Origin of the sequence: Streptomyces noursei ATCC 11455 (assembly GCF_001704275.1) — a bacterium.
Classification (GTDB): domain Bacteria; phylum Actinomycetota; class Actinomycetes; order Streptomycetales; family Streptomycetaceae; genus Streptomyces; species Streptomyces noursei.
Window position 1 is genome coordinate 2,384,639 of sequence record NZ_CP011533.1, and the last position, 25,449, is coordinate 2,410,087.

The 25,449-nt window shown below is 72.8% G+C and carries 21 protein-coding genes; 8 read left to right on the top strand and 13 right to left on the bottom strand.

The features are described 5' to 3' along the window. Positions 1 to 100: 100 nt before the first annotated feature. Positions 101 to 2,140, bottom strand: a complete 2,040-nt coding sequence (locus SNOUR_RS09960) for a DUF5107 domain-containing protein (protein WP_067345760.1) — start codon at positions 2,138 to 2,140, stop codon at positions 101 to 103. A gap of 108 nt (positions 2,141 to 2,248) precedes the next feature. Continuing rightward, positions 2,249 to 3,154: an arginase family protein gene (locus SNOUR_RS09965; RefSeq protein ID WP_067345763.1), complete on the bottom strand. Its 906-nt coding sequence runs from the start codon at positions 3,152 to 3,154 to the stop codon at positions 2,249 to 2,251. 139 nt (positions 3,155 to 3,293) lie between these two features. On the opposite strand from SNOUR_RS09965, the gene SNOUR_RS09970 reads away from it, so the two are divergent. Continuing rightward, positions 3,294 to 3,629 carry a DUF6204 family protein gene (locus tag SNOUR_RS09970; protein ID WP_067345765.1) on the top strand — a complete coding sequence of 112 codons (336 nt, stop codon included), beginning with the start codon at positions 3,294 to 3,296 and terminating at the stop codon, positions 3,627 to 3,629. 21 nt (positions 3,630 to 3,650) lie between these two features. Here SNOUR_RS09970 and SNOUR_RS09975 read toward each other — a convergent pair whose 3' ends face one another. The 4 genes from SNOUR_RS09975 to SNOUR_RS09990 all read right to left on the bottom strand — a co-directional run bounded on the left by SNOUR_RS09975 (position 3,651) and on the right by SNOUR_RS09990 (position 7,259). Continuing rightward, complete coding sequence (locus SNOUR_RS09975; protein WP_067358031.1) at positions 3,651 to 4,079, bottom strand: glyoxalase superfamily protein; 429 nt, start codon at positions 4,077 to 4,079, stop codon at positions 3,651 to 3,653. A gap of 5 nt (positions 4,080 to 4,084) precedes the next feature. Then, entirely contained in the window at positions 4,085 to 4,699 is a 615-nt protein-coding gene (locus SNOUR_RS09980) for a GNAT family N-acetyltransferase (protein WP_067358034.1), read from the bottom strand. 149 nt (positions 4,700 to 4,848) lie between these two features. Next, entirely contained in the window at positions 4,849 to 6,291 is a 1,443-nt protein-coding gene (locus tag SNOUR_RS09985; protein WP_067345767.1) for a CoA transferase, read from the bottom strand. 32 nt (positions 6,292 to 6,323) lie between these two features. Next, entirely contained in the window at positions 6,324 to 7,259 is a 936-nt protein-coding gene (locus SNOUR_RS09990; RefSeq protein WP_067345769.1) for a DUF2867 domain-containing protein, read from the bottom strand. 52 nt (positions 7,260 to 7,311) lie between these two features. Between SNOUR_RS09990 and SNOUR_RS09995 the strand changes: the two genes are divergently transcribed. The 3 genes from SNOUR_RS09995 to SNOUR_RS10005 all read left to right on the top strand — a co-directional run bounded on the left by SNOUR_RS09995 (position 7,312) and on the right by SNOUR_RS10005 (position 9,622). After that, positions 7,312 to 7,989 carry a TetR/AcrR family transcriptional regulator gene (locus SNOUR_RS09995; RefSeq protein WP_067345772.1) on the top strand — a complete coding sequence of 226 codons (678 nt, stop codon included), beginning with the start codon at positions 7,312 to 7,314 and terminating at the stop codon, positions 7,987 to 7,989. 201 nt (positions 7,990 to 8,190) lie between these two features. Continuing rightward, positions 8,191 to 9,378, top strand: a complete 1,188-nt coding sequence (locus SNOUR_RS10000; RefSeq protein ID WP_067345775.1) for a cytochrome P450 — start codon at positions 8,191 to 8,193, stop codon at positions 9,376 to 9,378. Between the two features lie 49 nt (positions 9,379 to 9,427). Continuing rightward, complete coding sequence (locus tag SNOUR_RS10005; protein ID WP_067345778.1) at positions 9,428 to 9,622, top strand: ferredoxin; 195 nt, start codon at positions 9,428 to 9,430, stop codon at positions 9,620 to 9,622. A gap of 52 nt (positions 9,623 to 9,674) precedes the next feature. Here SNOUR_RS10005 and SNOUR_RS10010 read toward each other — a convergent pair whose 3' ends face one another. The 4 genes from SNOUR_RS10010 to SNOUR_RS10025 all read right to left on the bottom strand — a co-directional run bounded on the left by SNOUR_RS10010 (position 9,675) and on the right by SNOUR_RS10025 (position 14,682). Further along, complete coding sequence (locus SNOUR_RS10010) at positions 9,675 to 11,465, bottom strand: CocE/NonD family hydrolase (protein WP_067358037.1); 1,791 nt, start codon at positions 11,463 to 11,465, stop codon at positions 9,675 to 9,677. Between the two features lie 353 nt (positions 11,466 to 11,818). Beyond that, positions 11,819 to 13,207, bottom strand: a complete 1,389-nt coding sequence (locus tag SNOUR_RS10015; protein ID WP_067345781.1) for a M20/M25/M40 family metallo-hydrolase — start codon at positions 13,205 to 13,207, stop codon at positions 11,819 to 11,821. After that, positions 13,200 to 14,033, bottom strand: a complete 834-nt coding sequence (locus tag SNOUR_RS10020) for a M55 family metallopeptidase (protein ID WP_067345784.1) — start codon at positions 14,031 to 14,033, stop codon at positions 13,200 to 13,202. Before SNOUR_RS10020 ends, SNOUR_RS10015 begins: the two co-directional genes overlap by 8 nt. Positions 14,034 to 14,175: 142 nt before the next feature. Continuing rightward, a complete protein-coding gene (locus SNOUR_RS10025; RefSeq protein ID WP_067345787.1) occupies positions 14,176 to 14,682 on the bottom strand; it encodes a PadR family transcriptional regulator in 507 nt (168 codons plus the stop codon). A gap of 568 nt (positions 14,683 to 15,250) precedes the next feature. Here SNOUR_RS10025 and SNOUR_RS10030 point away from each other — a divergent pair. From SNOUR_RS10030 to SNOUR_RS10040, 3 genes are all read left to right on the top strand, one after another. Continuing rightward, positions 15,251 to 16,933: a glycoside hydrolase family 13 protein gene (locus tag SNOUR_RS10030; protein WP_067345790.1), complete on the top strand. Its 1,683-nt coding sequence runs from the start codon at positions 15,251 to 15,253 to the stop codon at positions 16,931 to 16,933. A gap of 391 nt (positions 16,934 to 17,324) precedes the next feature. Further along, positions 17,325 to 18,233 (top strand): serine hydrolase, encoded by a 909-nt coding sequence (locus SNOUR_RS10035; protein ID WP_067358039.1) that lies wholly within the window; start codon positions 17,325 to 17,327, stop codon positions 18,231 to 18,233. A 123-nt stretch (positions 18,234 to 18,356) separates the two neighbouring features. Then, entirely contained in the window at positions 18,357 to 19,097 is a 741-nt protein-coding gene (locus tag SNOUR_RS10040; RefSeq protein WP_067345793.1) for a Clp protease N-terminal domain-containing protein, read from the top strand. A 369-nt stretch (positions 19,098 to 19,466) separates the two neighbouring features. On the opposite strand, the gene SNOUR_RS10045 is transcribed toward SNOUR_RS10040, so the two are convergent. Together SNOUR_RS10045 and SNOUR_RS10050 are read right to left on the bottom strand one after the other, a co-directional pair. After that, positions 19,467 to 22,025 (bottom strand): MFS transporter, encoded by a 2,559-nt coding sequence (locus SNOUR_RS10045; RefSeq protein ID WP_067345797.1) that lies wholly within the window; start codon positions 22,023 to 22,025, stop codon positions 19,467 to 19,469. Positions 22,026 to 22,278: 253 nt separating this feature from the next. Then, entirely contained in the window at positions 22,279 to 22,722 is a 444-nt protein-coding gene (locus SNOUR_RS10050; RefSeq protein ID WP_067345800.1) for an SRPBCC family protein, read from the bottom strand. A gap of 175 nt (positions 22,723 to 22,897) precedes the next feature. Between SNOUR_RS10050 and SNOUR_RS10055 the strand changes: the two genes are divergently transcribed. Next, positions 22,898 to 23,935: an Rv2578c family radical SAM protein gene (locus SNOUR_RS10055; RefSeq protein WP_067345803.1), complete on the top strand. Its 1,038-nt coding sequence runs from the start codon at positions 22,898 to 22,900 to the stop codon at positions 23,933 to 23,935. Between the two features lie 625 nt (positions 23,936 to 24,560). On the opposite strand, the gene SNOUR_RS10060 is transcribed toward SNOUR_RS10055, so the two are convergent. After that, entirely contained in the window at positions 24,561 to 25,241 is a 681-nt protein-coding gene (locus SNOUR_RS10060) for a HEAT repeat domain-containing protein (protein ID WP_067345805.1), read from the bottom strand. Positions 25,242 to 25,449 lie beyond the last annotated feature (208 nt).

Sequence of the window (25,449 nt, forward strand, 5' to 3'; positions counted from 1 at the left end):
GATTCCGCGCCCTTGCGATCTTTTCCAACTGGCATATGCCAACCTGCGCGGGGGCGCCCCGGGCGGTGCCGTCCTCCCCGCCCGGGGCGCCCCGCCTGCGCTATGCCGTTTCCGCCGGCCGCATCCGGAACTCGTACCGCTCCGGCAGCGGATGTTCCACGCGGGCCCGGGCCACGGTCTCCGTGGTGATCGGACCGTCCCCCGCCACCAGCCGCTCGGCGATGGCGTACCAGGTGTCGCTCAGGACCTCGGCGCCCTCCCGCAGATCGGCGATCTCGAAGCCCTCGTCGAAGATCTCGCGCGCCACCGCCGGCTGTCCCTGGGCGAGCAGGACCTGCGCCGCCAGGAGGCGGAAGCGGCCGCCCGCGCGCTCGGCGGGGCGCAGTGCCGCCAGCATCCCGGCGGCGGCGTCGGCCCGGTCCACCGCCAGCAGCACGGGCACCGCCTCCCTCGCGAGGGCCGGCAGAGCATCCCGCCAGACCCGGGCCACCGCCGGATCGTCGGACCCGGCCGAGCCGACGGCACAGTCGAATGCCTGCGTGAACCGGTCGGCGGCGTGCGCGGTCTCGCCCGCCACGGACTCGGCGACGGCCAGGCAGTACAGCGGCAGGCAGCCGGCGCCGTGCGCCAGCGCGCGCTCCCAGCTGCGGACGGCCTGCGCGCGGTCGTCGGCGTGCCACTGGGCGAGCCCGAGGTGGTACTCGACGGCCGGCCCCGGACGGGCGGACTCCAGCAGGTCGCGCCAGGCCGGGGCGACCGGCGCGGGTCCGGGGACCGGGCCGGCGGCCGGCAGTTCCCCCGTTCTGACCAGCGTCAGCCAGGGCTGCTGCTCGGCGCCCAGGGTGGCCGGGGCGAACGGTGTGCCGGGGAGGTCCAGGCCCGCGCGGGCCACTTCGAGGGCGCCCCAGCCGGAGCCGGTGGCCAGTTGCTCCTTCGGCTCCACGTCCGCGTACGGGAGCCAGGCAGCGTACGCCGCATCGACCTCTTCCCGGGGCAGCACCGCCGCCAGCCGGGATTCCACGGTGCCGCGCGCCGCCGTCCAGTCCGCGCCGTGGACCTGGGCCGGGTCGGCGTCCAGCGACCCGTACGCCTCCAGCCAGCTGAACTCCCCACCGGCGTCGAGCGGGACGTGCTCCAGTTGGGTGCGGGCCAGGCCCGCCTGGATCTCCGCGTAGCCGCCGGTGCCCGGTTCGGTGAGCCAGCGCTGCCAGCGCCGTCCGGCCCGTCCGGCGCCCCACAGGAAGAGCTTGCGGCCGGCGAGGGCCGCGGTGGAGGTCTGCACGAGTCCGCGGCCGTCCCGGTCCAGGGAGGCGATCCAGGGGCGGGCGTCCTCGGGCAGGTCGTAGAAGTAGTCCGCGGGGAACTCGCTGCGCAACGGGTAGGTCCGGTCGGCTCCGGCGGACTCCGGCACCGGCACGCGCCGCAGCGTGCGCTCGTACCCGAAGTGCCAGGCCGCCTCGGCCGGGGCCAGTACACGGGTGTGCTCGTCCTCGGGGACGGCGGTGTTGGACCACCAGTACGCCGGGGCGGTGTGGTGGTGCGGATTGCGGATCCGCACGCCCACGTACAGGAACTCCGCGCCGTCGGGCAGCCACAGGTCCACCTGGAACGGCAGGTCGCGCAGCCGCTCCCACTCCCACAGCCGCAGCATCTCGCCGCCATCGGGAGCCGGGACCCGGGCGGCGTGCAACGGAGCGCACGAGAGGGTGGTGTGCCCGGTGGCGCCGATGTTCCACTCGATGCCCCCGGAGAACCACGCCCCGTTGAGGGCGAAGGCGGCGGGCTGCACCACCGGGTTGCGGTAGAGCAGTTCGCGGCCGGTGGGCTTGTGGTGGAGGGAGTACACCCGGCCGCCGAGGCCGGGCAGGACGGTGGCGCGCAGCTTGTCGTTCTCGATGACCAGCGCGTCGAGGTCGGTGCGACGACGGTCCCGGCCGTAGCCGTCGCGCATCCGGGTGGGCAGGATCGAGCGCAGCGGCCGATAGCCGATCTGACGCGCCATGTCGGCGGGCAGGGCGGTGTCCCGGGGGATCTCGATGCGGTGCACGTCTTCGGGGCCGCGCAGCGCGGGCAGGGGGTTGTCCGGGCCGAGGGCGGCCAGGGGAAGGGTCAGGGTGGTGCGTCGCACACTCGTGGCCACGGCTGCCTCGCAGGATCGGACCGGACCCCCTCGGCTACGGCGGCCCGCTGTTGACCATGGAACAACGTGATCGGCCGTCTGAACAGGGCCCCTGTTGGCCAGGTGGGGTCAGGGTTGCGCAAAGACGCCCTCGAGGAGGTCGGCCAGCAGTACCGCCCCGGATCCGTCGGGGTCGCGGTCCGGGTCGTAGATCGCCACGGTGATCCCCACGCAGCGCGGGGAGGCGGCCAACGGGGCAAGCAGCGCCCGTAGTTCGTCGGTGAACAGGCCGTCGGGGTCGGGGCTGTCCACCGCGGGCATCACGGAGGGATCCAGCACGTCCGCGTCCAGATGGATCCAGAAGCCGTCCAGCGGGGAGTTCTGGAGGTGCCGCAGCGCCGCCCGGGCGACCGCTTCGGGGCCGCGCCGCCGGATCTCGCCGACGTTGGTGCAGCTGATGCCCAGTCGGGCGAGCTCCTCCTGGTCCTCGTCCGCCTCGCGGACCCCGAGGAGGCTCACGTCCTCGTCGCGGACATACGGGCGCATCCCCTCGATGTCCGTCAGACCGGCCTGGCCGCGACCGGTGATCTGGGCGACGCCCTCTCCGGCCGCGGCACCGACGGAGCCGGTCACCTCGGTGTTCCCCGGATGCCGGAAGTCGCCGTGTCCGTCCAGATAGGCCACGCCGTACCGCCCCAGTCGCCGCAGCGCGAGCACCGCGCCGAGCAGGATGCTGCAGTCGCCGCCGAGGACGACCGGGAAGTCACCGCTGCGCACATGGCCCTGCACCCGGCGGGCGAGCCGCGCGCTGTAGGCGGCGATCGCCGCGGCGTGGAAGTCCCCGTCTCCCTCGCGCCAGTCCCCCAGGCCGTAACGGGGCGGCACCACCACCCCGCCCTCCAGTGCGCCGAGCCGCCGCAGCAGTCCCTGCTCGCGCAGCGCTCCGGCGAGCTTGTAGCAACCGGGCACCGCACCGGGTGCGGGCGGCCTCAGACCCAGGTTGGAGGGGGCATCGATGAGCACGTTCCGGCGCATACGGCGATCGTAACGGGCGGCCGGTAAACGGCCGGTCGTTGCAGGGGGTTGCAGGGAAAACCGCGGGCGGTCGGGGGCCCACCCGCATAGCCTCTACTGCTGCACACCTGGAACGCAGACCAGAACGGAAGCGGTGGAGATGGCCACGCAGCACACCTACCGAGTGATCGTCCGCGGCAAGTGGGACCACCTCACGGCGGAGGCCCGGGCGCAGCTGCTCGCCGAGGTCGACGACCACGGGCTCGCCCAGATGAGGTTCACGCCCGAGGGCTCGCTGGCCTACGACGCCGCCCTGCACGCCTTCAGCTACCGCTACGTCATCGCCTCGGACGCCGCACTCGGTGAGGAGATGGCCGCCGCGCTCGGCGAGGAGAAGGCGGAGGGCGCGCTGCGGGCGGCGGGACTGGGCTACCGGGAACTGCGGGCCACCGCCACCGACATGGACACGATGAAGATCAACCGCAAGGACCGGTAGCGGGCCTCCCGGTGGCGCGCGCTATCCCTGCCGCCCCTCCGGGAGCGGCTCGTTGAAGCGCAGCCGGTTGCCGAACGGGTCGGTCAGGGTGAGACAGGTGCCGAACTCGTCCTCCTCCAGGCCGGGACGCAGGTACGGGTAGTCCTTGGCGGTCAGTTCGGCGTGCAGGGCGCGCACTCCTGTCAGCTCGACGTACACGGTCGATCCCGGGGTCGCATCGCCGTGATGCTCCGAGAGGTGGAGGACCAGGCCGCTCCGGGAGACCTGGGTGTAGAGCGGCATTCCCGGCGCGAAGCGGTGCTCCCAGTCGAGGGTGCAGCCGAGGTAGTCGACGTAGAACTCGTGTGCCTTGGCCACGTCGAAGATCCGGAAGATCGGTACCGCGCGCCGGACGACGACCTCCCCCGACTGGGTACCGTCGCCCCCCTTGGTCCCGCCCGTCTCCTTGATGTCGCTCACTCCGCCTCGCCGCCTCTCCGGGCGCCCCGGTCCGCCCGGTCGCCTTCCTGGTCCGCCTGGTCTTCTTCGTCCTTCTGGACCATCTCACGGGTGAGGGCCCAGCGTTCGTGATCGCGCCAGGCGCCGTCGACGAAGAGGAAGCCCGGCGAGAAGCCCTCCAGACGGAAGCCCGCGCGCTCGACCAGGCGGATCGACTGCTCGTTGGACGGCTGGATGTTGGCCTCCAGACGGTGCAGGCCCAGGGGGCCGAAGGCGTAGCGGCGCACCAGTCGTAGTCCCTCGCTCATCAGGCCCCGGCCGGCGGCGTGCGCGAACACGCCGTAGCCGATGGCGCCGCTGAGGAAGGCGCCGTGCACGATGTTGTTGATGGTGAGGTAGCCCGCGATCCGTCCGCTGTCGTGCTCGCAGATCAGGAAGCCCTCGCGCAGCGGTTCCTGAAGTCGCGCCAGATAGCCGTCGTACGCGGCGTCGGTGCCCGGCGGGAAGAGCCAGGGGCGGTGCAGATCGAGGCTCTGCCGGACGAGGGCGGTGAACTCCTGCCGATCGTCGGCGGTAAAGCGCCGGATGCCCGCCCTGGGGCCACGGGCGAGGTAGCGGTCGGTGCTCGTCATCGGCAGATCGTACGAGGGAGGGGCCGTGCGGGCGGGCCGACCGCCCCGTTTCCCGGCGGCCAGGCCGCACCGCGGACTCCGGACGGGTGGTGACCGGCCGGCCCGGAGCCCGCGGGTGCGTCCCGTGGTGGACGGGAGCGCGAGGTCGTTCAGCGCCACACGGGCGCGTCGGTGCCCCAACATCCGGACGGGGTCGCCCAGTTCACCGGGCCGCCCTCGAAGGACACCGGGGGCAGTGCGTACCGCAGTCGCCCTGCGGGGCTGTCGGTCTCGCGGAGGTAGTGGGCGGGGTCGTGGCCCGTGGTGGCGACGGAACCCGTCGCCACGGCGGTGGCGGGCCGGTCGGGCGTGTCCCCGAGGTCGTGCACCAGCCAGCGTGCCGTACGGGCCAGCGCCAGCGTCACCAGGTGCGAACCGCCCGTCCGGGCCTGCTCGGTCAGTGCCCGCAACACCGCGGCGGCCAACAGGTACCCGGTGCCGTGGTCCAGTGCCTGCGCGGGCAGCGCGCCCGGGGTGCCATCGTCGTGCGCCTCGACGGCGGCGATGCCGGTCGCGACCTGTACGACGCTGTCGAAACCGCGCCGGCCGCCCCAGGGGCCGTCGTCGCCCCAGGCGGAGAGCCGGGCCACCACCAGCCCGGGGCGGCGTTCCACCAGGGCCTCGGGGGTGAGCCCGAAGCGGTCGAGGGCGCCGGGGCGGTAGCCGGTCACCACCACGTCCGCCTCGGCCAGCAGCGCCTCGAAGGACGCGCGTCCGCCGGGCGATCCCAGGTCCAGCGCGGTGGAGCGCTTGCCGAAACCGGTGTCGCTGTGGGCGTCCTGACTCTCCGGCAGCTGTGGTGCGTCGATGCGCAGGACGTCCGCGCCGAGAAGGGCCAGCGTCCGGGTGGCGACCGGGCCGGCGATCACTCGGGTCAGGTCCAGCACGCGCAGCCCGGCGGCGGGCAGCACCGGGTCGCCGGCTCGGGCTGGCAGTACCCGGGGCGGAGTGCCGGCGCCGAGGTGCTCGCGCGTCAGCAGTGGCTTCCGGGCGAGGGTGGCGCCCTGCTCGTGGGCGGACCACTCCTCGGGGGTGCGGGCGGCGACGGCCAACCCGCCGGCCGCGTGGACGGCCTCCTGGAGCTCCTCGGCCCGCCGTCCGGCGATCACGGCCTCGGCGTCGGCGGGGCCGGCGGTGTCCGGGAGGCTCAGCGCGCCGAGCAAACGGGCGCGGTGGTGCGGGTAGTTGGCATGGGTGCGCAGCCAGCCGTCGGACGTGCGCCAGAACCGGGAGAGCGGGGCGAAGGTCGAGGCTGCACGACCGTCGATCCGCAGATGCCGTTCGCTGACGAAGGCGGTGGCCACGGCTCCGTCGACGACCCGTACAGCGGGCAGCGGGCCGCCGTCGCGCTGTGCGGCCAGCTCGGCCGCGGCGAGCGCGCAGACGGCCACTGTGGAGCGGGCCAGGGCCATGACCGGGAGACGGGCGGGCAGCAGGCCGGGCGGCCCCTCGTAGGAGATGCGTTCCGTGAGCCCGGGGTCGCCGCCGAGCGCCGCCCACGCCTGGTCCGTGCCGAGGTTCTGCCGCCGTCCCGTGTCGTCTCGTCGCCTCATGAACCGAGTGTGGCACTGAGTGCCATCTGTGGCTAGAGGGACGGCCGTTCTCGACCTTCCTCCGGGGCGGCGGGCCGCCACCGCTCCGCCGCGCCGGGCGCCGCCAGCGCCAGTTCGCGGTGGGCCCGACGCAGCACTCCGCGCACCACGAAGGGGTGGACCCGGCGTATGACGGCCATGTAGAGGCGCCCTCCGCGGTGGTGGGTGCGCACGACGGTGCCGAGCGTGATCCGGTCGTCGGCGACCAGGAGCGAGGCCCGGAGGTCGAGGTGACCGGCATCCTTGCCCAACAGGACCTCCCCGGCCCGCCGCGCGAGCACGGGGAACGACGGCCCGCGCAACACCCCCTCCCAGGCTTCCGGTTCGCGCGGCATACCTGGTCGCAGCGGCATCTGCCAGGCGTCCTGGAAGTCCGTACGCGAGAAGGCACTGCGTGCCAGGTGCGCGCCTTCCGGTAGGGCGACGGCCGTCGGCCGGTCCCACAGGAGGCGGTTGAGCAGTCGCACCCGGGGCGACCGACGGACGGGGGCGCCGAGGCGTCCGGTGGCGGCCCGTTCGAGGTTGTCGAAGAGTTCCTCGACGACGGTGCCGTGCACGGCGCGGATCGCCAGGTGCCAGACGATCCGACGGGCGAGGGGGAGCCGGGACTCCAGGACGTGGTCGACCCGGCAGCGGTCCGCTCCCACGGGGTGGACGGTGACCTCGTGGTGACCGGTGTCCTCGCCGGACGCTCCGGGAGTGAAGGCGAAGCGGATGCGGCGGCCCGGCTCGTAGGCGGCGACGCGGTAGCGGACGAATCCATGACCGCCGTCCGCGCCGACCCCCAAGGGGCGGTCGAAGCGCATGGGGGGCCATACGGGCGTCGGGAAGAGCGGGTCGGGCTCGCCGCCCAGCCGGTCGATCAAGGCTCCCACGGCCTCCGCCGGGGCCTGGATGGTGCGGGTATGGGCGTCGCGGACCGTGTGCACGGGGCACCTCCATACGGTGGCGTATGTTTTTACCGTACGGTAGCGTACGGTCATGGTGCGACAGCGGACGAAGGAGACCGGCGGCGGCGCCGCACGGCAGCGCCTGACCGTGCAGGACTGGGCCGACGCGGCCCTTGCGGCCATGGGGGAAGGCGGCCTGGCGGCGGTCGCCGTGGAGCCGCTGGCGGTCCGCCTGGGCACCACCAAGGGCAGCTTCTACTGGCACTTCACCAACCGCGACGCGCTGATCGAGGCCGCCCTGGACCGCTGGGCCGAGACCCGCACCGAAACCGTGATCGCCGAGCTGGCGGACGAGCCCGATCCGGGCGAGCGGCTCCGCCGACTGTTCCTGCGGGCCACCCGCCGGGCCGCCGAGGATCCACTGGAGGTCTCACTGCTGGCCTCCGCCGCGGATCCGCGGGTGGCCGCCGCGCTCGCCCGGGTGACCGACCGCCGGATCGGCCATATCGCCGCCCTCTTCAGCGAGTTGGGCTTCCCCGAGGACGAGGCGCACCGCCGCGGGCTGCTCGCGTACACCGCGTATCTGGGGCACACCCAGCTCAGCCACGCCGTTCCGCGGTCCCTGCCGGCCGGCCCCGCCCGCGACCGGCATCTGGACACACTGCTGGAAACCTTGCTGCGTCCGGCGGGAACGCCCGGCGCGGGCCCGGACGTTCGACAAGCGAACCCGCAGCGACGCGTAGCGGAATCCGCAGCCGAGAGGGGGTGATCGCACCCAACCGGACCGCAGCCGCGCCACGTTGACCGACCTGGCGTGGCGGCACCCCGCACACCTCACGCACACCTCACCCCGCACACCCACGGAGATCAGCGCGGCGCACACGGCTCGCCTCCGCGGCGGCATGTCACACGGCAGGCACCGGTGACGTCCCCGTGACGAGCAACCCACCCCACCCGCACGGGAGGAACCGTGACCGAGACCATCTCCTTCCCCCAGGACCGCACCTGCCCCTATCACCCGCCGACGAACTACCGGCCGCTGCGCGAGTCCGGCCCGCTCTCCCACGTCGCCCTCTACGACGGCCGCAGGATCTGGGCGGTCACCGGCCACACCGAGGCGCGGGCGCTGCTGGTGGACGGGCGTCTGTCGGCCGACCGGCAGAATCCCGCGTTCCCCATCACGGTGGAGCGGTTCGAGGCCGTGCGGCGCGTGCGGACGCCGCTGATCGGCGTGGACGACCCGGAGCACAACACCCAGCGGCGCATGCTGATCCCCAGCTTCAGCGTCAAGCGGACCATCGCGCTCCGGCCGCAGATCCAGCGGATCGTGGACGAGCTGCTGGACCGGATGGTCGCCCAGGGGCCGCCCGCCGAGTTGGTCTCCGCGTTCGCCCTGCCGGTCCCCTCGATGGTGATCTGCCTGCTGCTCGGTGTCCCCTACGCGGACCACGAGTTCTTCGAGGAACGGTCCCATCGGCTGCTGCGCGGGCCGTCGGCAGAGGAGGGCGAAGAGGCCCGGCTCGAACTGGAGGACTATCTGGCGGGGCTGATCGCGGCCAAGGAAAAGACCCCGGGCGACGGCCTGTTGGACGAACTGATCACCGAGCGGCTGCGGACCGGCTCGCTGCGCCACGAGGAGCTGGTCCGGCTGGCCATGGTCCTGCTGGTCGCCGGCCACGAGACCACCGCCAACATGATCTCGCTCGGCACCTTCACCCTGCTCGAACACCCCGATCAGCTGGCGCAGTTGAAAGCCGACGACAATCTGATGCCGGCCGCGGTCGAGGAGCTGTTGCGGTTTCTGTCCATCGCCGACGGCATGCTGCGGGTGGCGACCGACGACATCGAGATCGCCGGCCGCACCATTCGCGCCGGCGACGGCGTGATGTTCTCGACGTCGTTGATCAACCGGGACGAGGCCGCCTACCCGGCCCCGGACGAACTGGACCTCGACCGCTCGGCCCGCCACCACGTCGCGTTCGGCTTCGGCGTCCACCAGTGCCTGGGGCAGAATCTGGCCCGCGCCGAGATGGAGATCGCGCTACGCTCGCTCTTCAGGCGAATCCCCGATCTGCGACTCGCCGTGCCGGCTGCCGAGATTCCGTTCAAGCCGGGGCACACTCTCCAAGGAATGATCGAACTGCCGCTTGCCTGGTAGCACCGATCGGCGCCACCGGAGGCGGTACGCCCACGAAAGGGGCCCGACAATGCGGATCACCATTGACACGAACGTCTGTATCGGCGCCGGCCAGTGTGCGCTGACGGCACCGTCGGTCTTCACCCAGGACGACGAGGGCTTCAGCGCGCTGCTCCCGGGCCGGGAGGACGGTGGGGGCGACCCGTTGGTACGGGAAGCCGTCCGCGCCTGCCCGGTGGGGGCCATCAAGATCACGGAGGAGTGACGCCGGAACGCCCCGCCCCTGACGTCGATCCCTACGGCATCCACCCCATCCGCTACGGCACGACCCCGCGGGTGACGGGGAGTTCGAGGACTCCTTCGTCCTCGGGCGCGCTGGTGACCGACACCCCCTTCACCCCGCGATTGCCCGCATAGGCGGTGTCACTCGCGGCGATCACCAGCCGCAGCCGGTGCCCCGGCTGGTAGCGGTGCACGATGCCCGGCAGTTCCACGGTGAACGCACGGGTCACATCGGGCACCCTGGCCGGGGCGACCAACCGGTGCACCAGCGCCTTGCGACCGTCCGGCGCGACATCGTAGAGCTTGACGAAGAGCACCAGTTTGTCGGCCGCGTCCGAGGAGTTCTGCTCCCGCTCGGCGTACGGCGAATGCACCCTCAGGGTCACCTTGGGGGCCCCGACCACGTCCAACGGCCCGCCCGTCACCGGCGCCGAGGTCCAGTCCAGGTAGGTTCCCTTGATGTCGTAGGGCTGGAAGTCGGGCACCCCGACGAGGCCGCTCAGCGAGCTCTCCGAGTGACTGGTGGGCACCCGCAGATTGCGGTACGCGCGGATCCCGCGGACCACGTCGGCACGGCTGTCCACGAGCCTGCCGTCCCCGGAGAGATAGAGCCGGCGGCTGCCGCCCGCCGGGAAGGCGGACGAGGTGGCGTAGGTGGGACCACTGGTCACCCAGTCCCGGTAGTACGCGAAGGCCGGTCCGGTGTCGGTGGCGGTCCGGTGCCGCAGATACCGGTCGAACCAGGCGAGGATCCGCCGGCCCACGTAACTGGTGTCCAAGTTGCCCCGGGCCAGATCGAGTTCGCCCTTCGCGGGGTCCTTCATCCCGCCGCTGTGGCCCCAGGACTGCCAGATCATCTTGACCGGCGTGCCCTGGGAGGCGAGCGTGCGGTAGGTGGCCGTGGCCTCGTTGAGGTTGAAGAGGGTGTCGGCCTGCCCCTGGACCAACAGGGTCGGCGCCTTCACCGACTTCAGGTAGGACACCGGGGAGACGCTGCGTGCGTACCGGAGCATCGCCCGGGTCTCGTCGGCCGGGTACTTGCGGGAGTCCAGCAGTCGCTTGGTGCGGCAGGCCGGCGCGACGAAGTGCAGGCAGCCGAGTTCCCCGGCCCGGGACGGGTCCAGCCTCGGATGGAGCAGCCCCTGCGCCTCGCCGATGAGGAAGAAGCCGTTCGTCCACTGGTGTTTGTACGCCCCGGGGACCGCACTGCCGACGCCGTCCGTGCGGCCGATGTTGTTCGGGGTCAGGGAGTACGCGAGGTCGTTCCAGGTGATCAGCGGGACCAGCGCGTCGACGCGGTGGTCGACCGCGGCGGTGGCCATCTGGATCGCCCCGCCGTACGACCCGCCGATCATGCCGACCCGGGGGTCGCCGGGCCGGTCCTCGGCGACGAAGTCGACGCGGGTGCCGTCGTCCGCGGCCCGCGACCCGGCCAGCACGTCGATCAGTTGGCTTGCCGCCCGGCCGTCGATCGCCGGGTCGTCGAGCGAGATCGGGCAGCCGGTCCGGCCGAAGCCCAGGCCGGAGTAGGCGAGTGCGACATAGCCCCGGGCGGCGAGCGCCCGGGCGGTGGCGTCGGTCGAGCCGTCCGCCTTGCTGCCGCCGAAGCCGTTGGTGGTCAGCACGGCGGGCGCCGGGTGCGCGGCGTCGACGCCCCGTGGGCGGTAGAGGTCGGCGTCCACCGTGCAGTTGCGGTCGCCGGCCCGCACGGTCACCTTGAGCGCGGAGACCGTGTACGGTTCGGCGGCGTCGCCCGCGGCGGCAGCGGGGGCGCTCAGGACGAGGGGCGCGGTGAGGGCGGTGCCGGTCAGCAGGGCCAGCGACATGCGGAGCACGGGGCGGGACACGACTCGGGACACGCTGGGCACGCAGACCTCCACAAGACACGTCGTACCAACCAGTCGGTAACGGCGCGCTCATGTTGTGACACGAGTAACGAGCATGTCAACGCTCATGACACGAGTCGCTGATAGGACGTCAGTTCACCTTGGTAGAACGGGAAATGGGGGCGACCGGGGCCGTTCGGGCGACGCCGTGGGGCCGACCGTCCGACATGTGGCCACGGCTCGTCACCCGCACCGGCGCGGCTCGTCCGGCCGAGCGGGCGCGCGCCCGCGCGCCCGCTCACCCCGTGCGCCGCATCCCGGCCGGCGCCCGCCGGCCGACCGGGCGCCCGTCGTCAGACGGCGGGCCGGCCGCGGCCGGGCACACCGCGCAGGAAGTGGTCGAGGACCCGGACGCCGAAGTGCAGGCCCTCCACCGGCACCCGCTCGTCCACGCCGTGGAAGAGCGCCTGGTAGTCGAACCCCTCGGGCAGCTTCAGCGGCGAGAAGCCATAGCCGACGATGCCCAGCCGGGAGAACTGCTTAGCGTCGGTGCCGCCGGACATGCAGTACGGCACGGTGTGGCCGTCCGGGTCGAACCGCTCGATCGCGGCCCGCATCGCGGCGAACGACGGGGAATCCACCGGGGCCTGGAGCGCGACCTCTCCATGGTGGTAGTCCCAGGTGACCTGGGGACCGGTGAGCTCGTCCATGGTCGTGCGGAACTCGGCCTCGCCACCGGGGACGACCCTGCCGTCCACATGGGCGACGGCGGAGCCCGGGATCACATTGACCTTGTAACCGGCCGACAGCATCGTCGGATTTGCGCTGTTGCGGATCGTCGGCTCCACCAGCTTGGCGGACGGACCGAGCTTGTCGAGCAGGGCGTCGACGTCGAAGTCGGGCCGCTCGGGGTCGATGTCGATGCCGTGCAGCGCGGCGAGTTCGCGCAGCGCCGCACGGACGGTGGGGGTGAGCCGCACCGGCCATGCGTGCGCGCCGATCCGGGACACCGCGTCGGCCATCCTGCTGACCGCGTTGTCGCGGTTGACCTTCGAACCGTGCCCGGCCCGGCCCCGGGCCGTCAACTTCAGCCAGGCGGTGCCGCGCTCCCCGGCCGCGATCGGATAGATCCGCATCCCGCCGCCCGCGTGGAAGGTGAAGGCGCCCGATTCGCTGATGCCCTCGGTGCAGCCCTCGAAGAGGTCGGCGTGATGGTCGGCCAGGAAGCCGGAGCCGTCCTCGGCGCTCGCCTCCTCGTCCGCAGTGAACGCCAGCACGATGTCGCGCCGGGGCCGCGCCCCGCTGCGGGCCCACTGCCGGACCACGGCGAGCATCATCGCGTCCATGTTCTTCATGTCGATGGCGCCCCGGCCCCAGACCACACCGTCCCGGACCTCCCCCGAGAAGGGGTGGACCCGCCAGTCGGCGGGCTCGGCCGGGACCACGTCCAGGTGCCCGTGCACCAGCAGGGCGTCGGCGGACGGGTCGCTGCCCTCGATGCGGGCGACGACGTTCGTCCGCCCCGGGGTGCGCTCCAGCAGAACCGGTTCGATGCCCACCTCGGTCAGCCGCTCGGCGACGTACTCGGCGGCCGGACGCTCCCGGCAGCTGCCGTCGCCGGCATTGCTGGTGTCGATGCGGATCAGCTCCGAGGTGAACCGCACGACCTCGTCGAGCGCCTGCTGATCGACCGTCTCGGCGGCCGGGCCGGGCCCGTGCTCCGCCAACTCCCTCTCAGCCATACTGCTCCTCCACGGCGGACGAGACGACCGTGGTGACCGCCTTGAAACACCGGATGGCTTCGTACATGTTCCGACTGGTATACGCGACGCGGCGCTCGCCGCAGCGCTCCACGCCGGGCACGCATGTCGACGCCCCCACCAGGTGTTCGGCGTCGAACTCCAACTCGAACCGGAACGGGCCGCCGCGGACCGGATCGTGGCGCACCGCGAGCGCCGCGCCCTCGCGGGCCGCGGCCCGGATATCGGCCGCCGTACGGGCCGGCGGCCGGCACACCGCCGCATAGCGCGACACATGGTCCTTGACCGCCACGCCGGGCGCCCGCGGCGCGTATCCCTTGGCATCCTCGCAGGTCCGGTCGTCGCCCGTCACCAGCACCACGGGCACCCCGTACTCGGCCACGACGAGGGAGTTGAGATACCCCTCGCTGGCGCGTGTGCCGTTGACCCAGACGCCGGTGAGGGTGTTGGCGAGATAGGTGTGGGCCAGTACGCCCTCCGTCCCGGCCCCGGTGTGGTAGCCGACGAACGCGATGCCGTCGACGTCGTCGTGCTGCACGCCCTCGACCATGCTCAGCGCCTTGTGACGCCCCGTCAGCATCGCGGCCCGTTCGTCGAGCTGCTCCAGCAGCAGGTTGCGCATCGTCCAGTGGGCCTCGTTGACGACCACCTCGTCCGCCCCGCCGTCGAAGAAACCGGCGATGGCCGCGTTCACGTCGGAGGTGAACATGTGGCGGCAGCGCTCCCACTGCGGTGTGCCCGGCAGCACATCGGCGGGCCACGTCACTCCCGTCGCACCCTCCATGTCCGCGGAGATCAAGATCTTCACGTCTATCAGTCCCGTCGCAGGTGAGAGGGCGTGTGCAGGACCCTCGACCCGTCACGTTACGCGGCGGCGAACACCCCTGCCAGGGCTGTGGACAACTCCGGAGGTCCAGACCACTGAAGATCGTTTACGTCGCCCCGCCCCCTCACTCCAGTTCCTCCTGGCAGCGCTCCAGCCATTCGAGGTCCGCCTGGAGGTGCAGCATCGCGCCCTCCGCCAGCAGGCGCGCGACCCGGTTTCCCCGGTCCTCGGACGCCGCCAACCTGGACAGCTCCCGCATGCTCTTGAGGTAGTGCCGGCGTTGCCTGTCGATGAGGCGGGTCCGGTCGACCGCCCCGACCCGGGAGGCGAGCGCCAGCTTCATGAAGAACTCGTCGCGGAGCCTCGGCCCGCCGGTGGACTCCTCGAACCACGCCTCCACCGCCTCCCGGCCGGCCGCGGTGATCCGGTAGATCCGCTTGTTCGGCCGGTCCGACTGCTCGACCTCCTCGCCCTCGATGAGGCCCGCCCTCTCCAGCCGCCCCAGGGTGACGTAGATCTGCCCGATGTTCGGCCGGGGGTAGGCCGCGCCCAGGAGTGCCTCCAGGGCCTGTTTCAGTTCATAGCCGTGCGCGGGTGCGCTGACCAACAGCGCCAGGAGTGGCAGCCGCACGCCTTCCCTCTCCCTGTGCCCTCGTCGCCCGTTGCGTGTCGTCGTCCGCAGTCGCGGTCCCGCCTTCGGGACCTCGCAGGGAAATCCTTTCTCCAGGCTCCCCACTTCCCCACTCCCGCATGGCTAACAGGTACGCAAAGGTGCGGTCACGAACCGGACATGGGAAGGGCGGAGGTCGGGGCCACCCTCGCGAAGCCGCACTCCCCCACTCGACCGCACTCGACCGCACTCGTTCTGCAGTAGTTCTGCGGTGGTTCTGCGATCATCCGCAGCCGCCCACGGCCGTCCGCAGTCGTCCGCAGTCGTCCGCACGCGCCATCACCCACTCGCTACCGCCTGTACTCGCCTGCCGCATAAGGGAGTTGACGAATCCAGGCGGACGATTCATGGCAGACACCGGCGCGGTTCGGTGCAGGATCCCGACGCCATACCCCACAAATCCGGGCACGTACCGTTCGACTTTCGTCATTCTGTTGACACCGAAAAGATGCGGCTACCTAACATGCATGCATCACAGCAACTCGCAAGGCGCCACGCCGACTTGCTCCGTAAGAAGTGGATCCGGCAGATGTTCACAGCCACCGCAGATCGCGGCCTTCCGACCCCCGCCCAGGACACGGCCCAGCGCTGGTGGCGCGATGCGGTCATCTACCAGGTCTACGTGCGCAGCTTCCGCGACACCACCGGAGACGGTACCGGAGACCTGGCCGGGGTCCGTGCCGGGCTGCCCTACCTCAAGAGGCTCGGCGTGGACGGGATCTGGCTCAGCCCGTTCTTCCCGTCACCGCAGCACGACCACGGGTACGACGTGGCGGACTACCGCGACGTGGACCCGGTGTACGGCGATCTCAACGAGTTCGACCGGTTGATGGCCGATGCCCACCGGCTCGGGCTGAAGGTCCTGTTGGACATCGTCCCCAACCACTGCTCCAGTGAACACCCTTGGTTCCAGGGAGCGTTGGAGGAGGGTCCGGACGGGCCGTCACGGCGGCTCTTCCACTTCGCGAACGGGCGCGGGGAGCGCGGCGAGCTGCCGCCCAACAACTGGCGGGCGATGTTCGGCGGGCCCGCCTGGTCCCGCATCACCGAGGAGGACGGCACTCCGGGACAGTGGTACCTCCACATGTTCACGCCCGAGCAGCCCGACCTGAACTGGCGCAACCCGGATGTGGCGGCCGACTTCGACAAGGTGCTGCGCTTCTGGCTGGACCGCGGGGTGGACGGCTTCCGCATCGATGTGGCCGCGGGGCTCTTCAAGCACCCCGAACTCCCCGACTCCCCCGACCCGGCGGCCGACGAGCGCACCCGCGACTCGGTCAACCCGTTGGCCTGGAACCAGCCCGAGGTGCACCAGGTGTGGCGGGACTGGCGGGCGCTGTGCGAGGAGTACACCGCCCGGGACGGCCACGACCGGCTGCTGGTGGGCGAGGTCTCGGTGCGGACCCCGGGCGAGCAGGCCGCGTACGTCCGGCCGGACGAGCTGCACCAGGCGTTCTTCTTCCACCTGTTGACCGCGCGCTGGGACATCGACCTCTTCCGCAAGGTCATCTCCGAGGCGCTGACCGACATCGCGGACACCGGATCCACCGTGACCTGGGTGCTCAACAACCACGACCAGGTCCGGACGGTCACCCGTTACGCGGGCGAACCGGGCACGCCGGAGGGCGCTTCGGGCCCGGCCCGGGCCCGTGCAGCGGCGCTGCTGATGCTGGCCCTCCCCGGCGCGGCCTACATCTACCAGGGCGAGGAGCTGGGCCTGCCCGAGGTCGACGACCTCCCGGACGAGGTGCTCACCGACCCGATCTTCCACCGCACGGGCAGCCGGCAGCACATCCGGGACGGCTGCCGGGTGCCGCTGCCGTGGTCCGGGGACGCCGCCCCGTACGGCTTCAGCACGGCCGCGGCAGCACGGACCTGGCTGCCGCAGCCCGCGTCGTTCGCCGGGCACACCGCCGACCGCGCGGTGGCCGACACCGGGTCGTTCTGGCACCTGTACCGCGAGGCGCTCCAGCTGCGCCGGGGCCTGCCGCAGCTCGGGGACGGCACGCTGCGCTGGTTGGAGTCGCCGCCGCAGGTGTTGGCGTTCGTGCGCGGTGACGGCCTGGTGTGCGCGGTGAACTTCGGCACCGAGTCGGTGCCCGCGCCGGTGGCCGGTGACCCGCTGCTGGCCAGTGGCGCCTGTCCGGCCGGGACGCTTCCGGGGGCCACCGCCGCGTGGTGGATGGACCCGGAGCAGCCGTTGTTGCCGTAGGCGGGCGGCAGTTCGTCGCGGTGTCCGGGCAGTGCGGAGTCCGGGCGGCATCGGGGTGGCGGTGTGTGCCGTTGCCCCGATAGTGCGACCGTGCCGGTGCACGGGTGCGTGGGCGTACATCGGGCGGGAGGGGACGCGCGAACGGGGCGGCCGGTGGCGCGGGAACCCGTGGGCCCTGCGGCGGCATCGAACAGGGTGACGCCTATGCCCGTTTGGCGAATATCACACCTGTTCGCTCTTTTCCCATAGGTCGATCGGCCCCATATTCTGCTGAAGTGCCCGAGCGCGGGCACGGGCCGTCGCTTGATCGCCGTAGCCGGTGGGATACCGGGCGGGCTCCCCTGTGGATGCCAGGCGGGCGGCGCGCGCAGTGGGACAGGACACCACCTTCATGCACGGATCACGCACGACACGTTGCACCCGTCGCGGACTGGCCGCCCTGGTGGCCGCCGGAGCGGCGCTCACCGTATGGAGCACGGCGGCCCCCGCCTCGGCCGGCACCGGCGCCCCGGCGAGCACCGGCGGCGACACCGTGGGCGACGCCAAGGTCGTCTGCACCTCCGACCGGCCGGGCCTGGCTCCCACCCTGTCCCACGACATCGCCACGGCACTCAACGGGCGCCAGGGCACCTCGGCGCTCGCCCTCTACGACCGCACCTCGGGGACCAACTGCGAGTTCCAGGCGGGCACGCCCTTCGACTCCGCGAGCGTGGTCAAGGTCACCGTCCTCGGGGCGCTGCTGCGGCAGACCGAGGAGGCGCACCGCGCGCTGACGTCACAGGAGGTCAAGCTGACCACCGACATGATCACCAAGTCCGACAACGCCTCGACCGACGCCCTGTGGCATCAGATCGGGCGGAGCGGGGTCCAGCACTTCCTGGACCTGGCCGGCATGCGGCACACGATCCCCGGGCCCGGCGGCGCCTGGGGCCTGACCCAGATCACCGCCGCCGACCAGCTCACCCTGATGCGGCTGCTGACGGCGGAGAACGGCGCGCTCGGCCAGGAGTCCCGGGACTACGCCCTCGACCTGATGCAGCGGGTCGTCCCCGAGCAGCGGTGGGGCGTACCGGCGGGGGCACCCGCCTCGACGACCGCCCACCTGAAGAACGGCTGGCTGCCGCGCGCGGAGAAGGGCTGGCGGGTGCACAGCGTCGGCACCTTCGACGGCAGCGGCAACGACTACGCGATGGCCGTCCTCTCCAGCGGCAGCGACACCATGGGCTACGGGGTGGCCACGGTGGAGGCGGCGGCGAAGGTCATCCATCGGGACCTGGCGGCGGCCGGTGACGCCACGTAAGGGCCAGCCGGGGCGAGCGGGCCGAGCGGCGTAGCGGCGGGCGCGCACCCGGGCGAAAGAAAGCGACACCCCATCGTCAACTAACGGTTGACGATGGCGAGATCGTCAACCTATGGTTGACGCATGACAGAACCCGTCCGCATGACGCATCCCGTCCGCCTCGACGATCTGATCGAGGCCATCAAGAACAACCGTTCGGACGTCCTGGAACAGCTCTCCGACGCCGTGATCGCCGCGGACCACCTCGGCGAGGTGGCCGACCACCTCATCGGGCACTTCGTGGACCAGGCGCGGCGTTCGGGCGCTTCCTGGACCGACATCGGCAAGAGCATGGGGGTCACCAAGCAGGCCGCCCAGAAGCGCTTCGTCCCCAAGGACCCGGGCGGCGGCGCCGACCTCAACCCCAACCAGGGCTTCAGCCGGTTCACCGCACGGGCCCGGAACGTCGTGATAGGAGCCCAGAACGAGGCCCACACGGCCCGGAACGACGAGATCCGCCCCGAGCACCTGATCCTCGGCCTGCTCCGCGAGCCGGAGGCACTGGCCCTCCGGGCCATCGTCGCCCAGGGCGTGACCGCGGAGACGCTCCGCGAGTCGGTGACCGCGCTGCTGCCGTCCGCCGTCGACTCCCTGCCCGCCCTCACCCCGTTCGACACCCAGTCACGGAAGGCGCTGGAGCTCACCTACCGCGAGTCCCTGCGACTGGGCCACAACTACATCGGCACCGAACACATCCTGCTGGCTCTGCTGGAGCAGGAGAACGGCTCCGGGCCGCTCACCGACCTCGGCATCGACAAGTCCGCCGCCGAGGAGTTCATCGGCAAGGAGCTGGCCAAGATCCTCGCCGCCCAGCAAGGGCAGTAGCGGGGCGACCCCGGGGACGGGGCCGGGCTCGACGGCGGGAGCCGCGGGGTCCGGCCCCCGACCCGCCGCCCCTCGGCCGGTCTCCGCGTCCGGGCCCACCACCACCCCGTGCGAGGGCGGGTCGAGGAGGGACCCGTCGGGCCCGTATTCCGTTGTGGCCGACGGCAGTTGGCCACGGGCGGCGATCCGAAACCGTTCGCCGGCGGCGCACTGGTGCAGCACTCCGCGCAGGGAGACGTTGCAGTCGCCCAGTTCGGCATGGAGCGCCCCGACGGCAGCCCGGCGTCGGCGTGTTCGACGAGAAGCGGCAGCTGGCGGGCGGCGGTCAGTGCCGGCGTCAAAAGGGCGTGCGCAGCAACTGACGGTGCGTCAGTCCTCGTACCCCAGGTGGAGATCCCGCTCGGTCCGACCGCCGCCCGCCAGCCGCAGGACGGTGGCGACCGGCGGGTACCCGGCGGCGATCACGGTGTACTCGCCGGCCGAGAGGTCCACGAAGCGGAACAGCCCGTCGGTGCCGGTGGTCGCGGTGTCGACGACATTGCCGCCGGCATCGAGAAGGGTGACCCGGGCGTCCTCGACGCGGTGTCCGTCGCCGGCCCGCACGGTTCCGCGCAGCACCGCGCCGCCGGCGAGTTCGACGTCCTGCCGGGTCTCGCGGGACGCCTGGACGGACACCGGGAGCGCGACCGGCCGGAATGCCGGGGCGCTGCCGGCGAGCGTGTACTCACCGGCCACCAACTCCCCCATGGCATAGCCGCCTTCGCGTCCGCTGCGGGCGGTCGCCACCACCTCGCCGCGGACGTCGGTGAGGGTGACGGTGGCGTCCCGGACGGGTGCGCCTTCGGCGGTGGTGACCGTGCCGACCAGGCGCCCGGCGCCGCCGAGCACCACGTCCAGCTCCACCGGGCGTTCGCCGACGGTCACCGTGACGGCCTGCGGCTGGTGCCCGCCGGCCGCCGCGATCAGGACGTACGCGCCGACTCCGGGGGTGCTCAGCGCGTACCGGCCGTCCTCCCCAGTGGCGCCGCGGCCGATCTGCCGGCCGGCGGCGTCGATGAGGGTGAGCGCGGTGCGCGGCACGACGCTGCCGTCGTGGTGCCGGACCGTGCCGCACACCGGGACGCCGCCCGAGGCGGGCGCGGCCGGCGCGGCACAGGGGACGGGCTCCGTGGCACAACTCTCCGCGGCAGAGGGTGAGTTGAGGGCGGGATCGAGGGTGGAGCGGGCCGGCGGGACGGGGGCGGAGTCGGGGGCGGCCTGGTCGCCGTACGGCGGGTGCGGGGTCTGCGGGACCTGCGGGGCGTGGGACACCAGGGGGTTCTCTTTCCGGAAGAGGGCGAGCAGGGAGCCCAGGACGAGGACCGGAGCGAGGAAGAGGTAGTTCCCCGGCGCGGCCTGCACGTAGGCGGCGGAGGCGTGCCGCAGCGCGGCGGACAGCGCCGCGACCACCTGTGGGGCGAGTGGACCGGGGTCCGGCAGCCGGGCGGCGAGGTGGCCGGCGAGCAGCGCGCCGGCGAGGGTGGCACCGACACTGCCGGCGAGCCGCCGCAGGCAGGTGATCGCGCCGGCCGGGCCCGGGGCGGGTACGGACGCCCGGACGGCGAGCACCAGCACCGGCAGCACCAGCCCGAGGCCGAGCCCGAGGATGCCGGTCCAGAGGGCGAAGACCGGGCGGGCGGTGTCCGGCCGCAGGTGGCACAGCAGCCACATGCCCTGCGCGGCCACCACACAGCCCAGGATCGGGAAGACCGTGACGTGGCCGGTGCGGTGGATCAGCCCGCCGGTGGTGAGCGCGGCCAGCGCCAGCGCCCCCGTCAGGGGCAGCATCAGCAGCCCGGAGGCGGTGGCGGTGGTGCCGCCGGCCGCCTGGAGGAAGGCCGGGAGGTGGCGCACCGCCCCGTAGAGGGCGAGGGCCAGGGCGGCGCCGACGAGTCCGGTGCGCCCGAAGAGCACCTCGCGGAGCAGCCGCGGCGGGATCAGCGGTGTGGCGGCGCGGTGCTCGACGAGGACGAAGAGGGCCGCGGCGGCCGGCGCGCCGGCGGCCGGCGCGAGGATCATCGCGGAGTCCCAGGCATAGCGGCCGCCGCCCCAACCGGCCGGCAGCACAAGGCACGTGGCGAACACGGCGAGCAGCAGGGCGCCGGCGAGGTCCGGCCGCGGGCGGACGGCGGGCCGGGGCAGCCGGCGGGTGGCCGCGGTGGCGAAGAGGACCAGCAGGCCGAGCGGGACGTCGAGGGTCAGGCACCAGCGCCAGGCACCGTGGTCGACGCAGTAGCCGCCCACCAGCGGGCCGGCCAGCAGGCCCACGGCGTAGGCCGCACCGGCCGCGGCCGTGCGTCGGCCGCGTGCCCGGGACGGGGCGGCCTCGGCGAGGATCGCGTGGACGCCGGCCAGCAGGCCGCCGGCGCCGAGGCCCTGGACGGCCCGGAAGGCCACCAGGGCGGTCGGGGAGTGCGTCGTTCCGGCCAGTCCCGCGCCGGCGGTGAAGACCAGCAGGGCGAGGAGGAGACCGGCCTTGCGGCCGACGCGGTCGCCGAGCGCCCCGTTGAGCGGCAGTCCGAGGGCCGACGCCAGGAGGTAGGCGGTCACCACCCAGGCAACCGGGGGGCCTCCGGGCAGTTCGGCGGCGATCGCCGGGAGCGCCGGGAGGGCGGCGGTCTGGCCGAGGGCCGTGGCCAGCAGTGCCGCCAGCAGGACCGGGAGGGCCGGCCGCACCGGGCGGGGGCCGGGTGGGGCGGGCGGCTCGTCGGAGAGTGCCGGCTCGTCGGAGAGTGCCGGCTCGTCGGAGAGTGCCGGCTCGTCGGAGAGTGCCGGCTCGTCGGGGAGTGCCGGTCCGGCCGGCTCCGGGTCCAGGTCCGGGTCCGCGATCGCTTCGGCGGCGGGCGGCCCGATCGGTCGGTCCGGTTCGCTCAGGGTGGTCCCGCCCACGTTCTGCTCCCCTCGTCACGCTGCTGCGGGCGCCCATTTCTCGCACCGGGCGACAACGGCGATCAAGCGAGGTGAATCGGAACAGGGTGGGCGGGAACGGACGTCAAATGCCGTGCCAGGGGCGCCACTTGGGATCCCACCAGGGGTTTCCGGCGGTGGGCCGCCCGGAGGGCCGGTACACCACCGCGTAAGGAAAACCACCCGAATCGGTGAGCGTGCCGGCGCCCCGAGCGGTTTACGGGATGACGCTCCCTCACTTCTCCATGTGGGCCGCGAGGTTGGCGAGAATCGCGTCGTAGATGCGGCCGAGCCCCTTGGGCGCGAAGGTCCGCTCGAAGAACCCGCCGATGCCGCCGGCGCCCTGCCAGGTGGTGGTGACGACGACCCGGGCGCGGTTCTCCCCGGCCGGAGTGACGACCCAGGTGGTCACCATCGAGGAGTTGCGGTCCTTCTCCACCAGCTGGCCGTCGGTCGGCTCGTCCACCTCCAGCAGGCAGTCGCGCACCCGCTTGCTGGTGGCCTGGAGCTTCCAGTGGACGAGGGTGCCCTTGCCGTCGCCGCCCTCGCGGACCTCGTACTCGCTGAAGTGCTCGGGCAGCAGCTGCCGACGCGTGCCGGTGTAGTCGGCGAGCGCGTCGAACACGTCCTCCGGATCCGCCGCGATCTCGCGCTGCGTGGTGGCCTCTACCTGCCCCATGTGTGTCTTCCTCCAGTAGTCGGCTGCCGGACCTGGGTGCGCCGCCAACCTGCGGTGCGCGCGGCCAAGCCAACCACCACTGGGCAGTGCGCCCAAATCCGGGTTGACACCTCGAATGCGAACATGTGTTCTATTGTCGAGGTGGGGGCTCGACAGGATCACAACAGGAGGCCCGATGCGCTGGGACAATCTGGGAGAAAGCCCATCCGCGCTGTTCGGCAGGGATGCCGTCACCCGAACGGTGGACACCCCCGAATTCCGCGGCATCACTTTCCACGAGGTGCGGGCCCGCTCGATCGTCAATCGCGTCCCGGGCGCCTCCCGAATGCCGTTCGAATGGACCGTGAACCCGTACCGCGGGTGCAGTCACGCCTGCGTCTACTGCTTCGCGCGCAAGACACACAGCTATCTCGACCTGGACACCGGCCTCGACTTCGACTCCCAGATCGTGGTCAAGGTCAACGCGCCGGACCTGCTGCGCCGGGAGCTGGCCGGGCCCCGCTGGCGCGGCGACCACATCGCGATGGGCACCAACGTCGACTGCTACCAACGCGCCGAGGGCCGCTACGCGCTGATGCCCGGCATCATCGCGGCCCTGCGCGACCACGCCAATCCGTTCTCGATCCTCACCAAGGGCACGCTGATCCTGCGCGACCTGGAGTTGTTGCGGCAGGCGGCCGAGGTCACCGACATCGGCATCTCGGTCTCCGTCGGCTTCCTGGACCAGGCGCTGTGGCGGACCGTAGAGCCCGGCACGCCCGCGCCCGGGCGGCGCCTCGACGTGGTGCGCACCCTCACCGCCCACGGCATCCCCTGCGGGGTGCTGATGGCGCCGGTGATCCCGTTCCTGTCCGACGCGCCGGAGCAGCTGCGGGCCACGGTCCGGGCCATCGCGGAGGCGGGCGCCGATTCGGTCACCCCGCTGGTGCTCCATCTGCGGTCCGGCGCCCGCGAGTGGTTCCTCGCCTGGCTGGGCCACCACCATCCGCACCTGGTGCGCCGCTACGAGGCGCTCTACGCCGGCGGCGCCTACGCCCCGACGTGGTACCAGCGCCGGATCACCCGGCAGGTCCACGAGCTGGCCGCCGAGTACGGCCTCGGGCCGTTCCGGCCGGGCCGGGCACGCCGGATCCCACCACGGCCCGCCGAGCCCGCCACGACCGCGCCCACCGCCGTCGCCGGCCCGGGGGCCACGCAGTTGACGCTGCTGTGAGGGCGGGCCGGTGCGGCGGCGATCGGGGCGCCGTCCCGGCGATCGCCGATCGCTCACCGCCACCCGCCGCGAACGCGCGGGCGGCGGCCCGGCCGGTGCCGGTGCTGGTGCCGGCCGGGTGAGGTCGAATGCCGCGCCCGGAGAGTGGTCGGCCGGCGGGGAATCCGGTGGTGAATCCGGTTGGCCGGTGGCCACGACGGATCCGAACCTCAGCCATGGGAACCGGACCGGGAGGGGATATGACAGGAGCCGATGCACGGGGAACGGACGGCGCTTTCGGGGGGACCGCCGAGCAGCCGTCGTACGGGGTGGGCCTACGGGAGATGACGGAGGCGGATATCGACGCGGTCGCGGCGGCGCGGGTCCACAGCTGGCAGGCGGCGTACCCGGGGCTCATGCCGCAGGCGTATCTGGACGCGATGGGCGCGACGGAGGGCGCCCGGCAGCACCGGGAGCGGTTCGCGCGCCGCCGGCCCGAGGCGTGGGAGCTGGTGGCGGAGCGGGCCGGCGAGGTCGTCGGCCAGCCGCCGGCCCCGCCCGGGACGTCGATCTCGCCCCGGGCGACGGGGAGTTGCCGGCCGGAGCCGGTCATGCTCTGTCGTCGGTCGGGTTCGCGCCCGGCCCGTCAGCCCGCCGGCCCGGTGCCGCTGCCGTCTCCCCTCGCCCCCTTGGCCGGCACACCGTCCTCGGCCGGCGCGGGCGGGTCCTCATGGACGCCCAGCCGGGCCAGCGAGGCGGCGGCCGCCGCGGCGAGCCGGGGGTGGGCGGTGGCCGCCCGCAGCGCCGGCACCGCCCGTTTGTCCCCGAGTGCGCCCAGCCCCTCCACACAGGCCAGCGCCACCCGCCAGTAGGGGGTGTGCGGGGTCAACAGCCGTTCCAGGGTGGCGATCAGGGCGGGGACGGACTGCGGGGCGCGGAGTTCGACCAGCAGGCGGACGGGGTGCAGGGCGTAGGCGGTGCGCAGCGGGTTGGTGGCGAGGGCGGCGGCGGCGCGGGCGGTGCGCGGGTCGTTGAGCCTGCCCAGCGCGTGCGCGGCGGTGGCGCAGCGGACCGGTTCGCGGTAGTTCAGCAGGAGCACCAGGGTCTCGAAGGCGCGCTTGTCGCCGGCGCAGCCGAGGATGAAGGCGGCGATCTCCCGGGCCCACAGGGGGCGCTCCACCGCGATCAGCATCCGGGCCAGTTCCTCGCGCCCGGCGGGGGTGTTCTTGCGGGCCAGTCCGAGCAGCCGCTCGTAGGCGACGAGATCCTGCGGTGAGCGGAGTTCGGCCCGCACCCGGTCCGTCAACTCGTGGAATTCGTCTTCCATTTGCCGCTCCCCTCCCTGCCGGCCGCCCTGGTTCGCAGGGCGTGGCCGGCACCACAACCTAATGACCCGCCTTACCCCTGGCGCTTCGGTTACCCACCGGTTAACCTGCTGGAAAGAGCAGCACCCCTGCTCGGGCGGCCTGGTGACGCAGCCGCCGGAGTGTGACGTCGGTTCGGCACACCACCCAGCACCACCGCCGCGCGGGCAC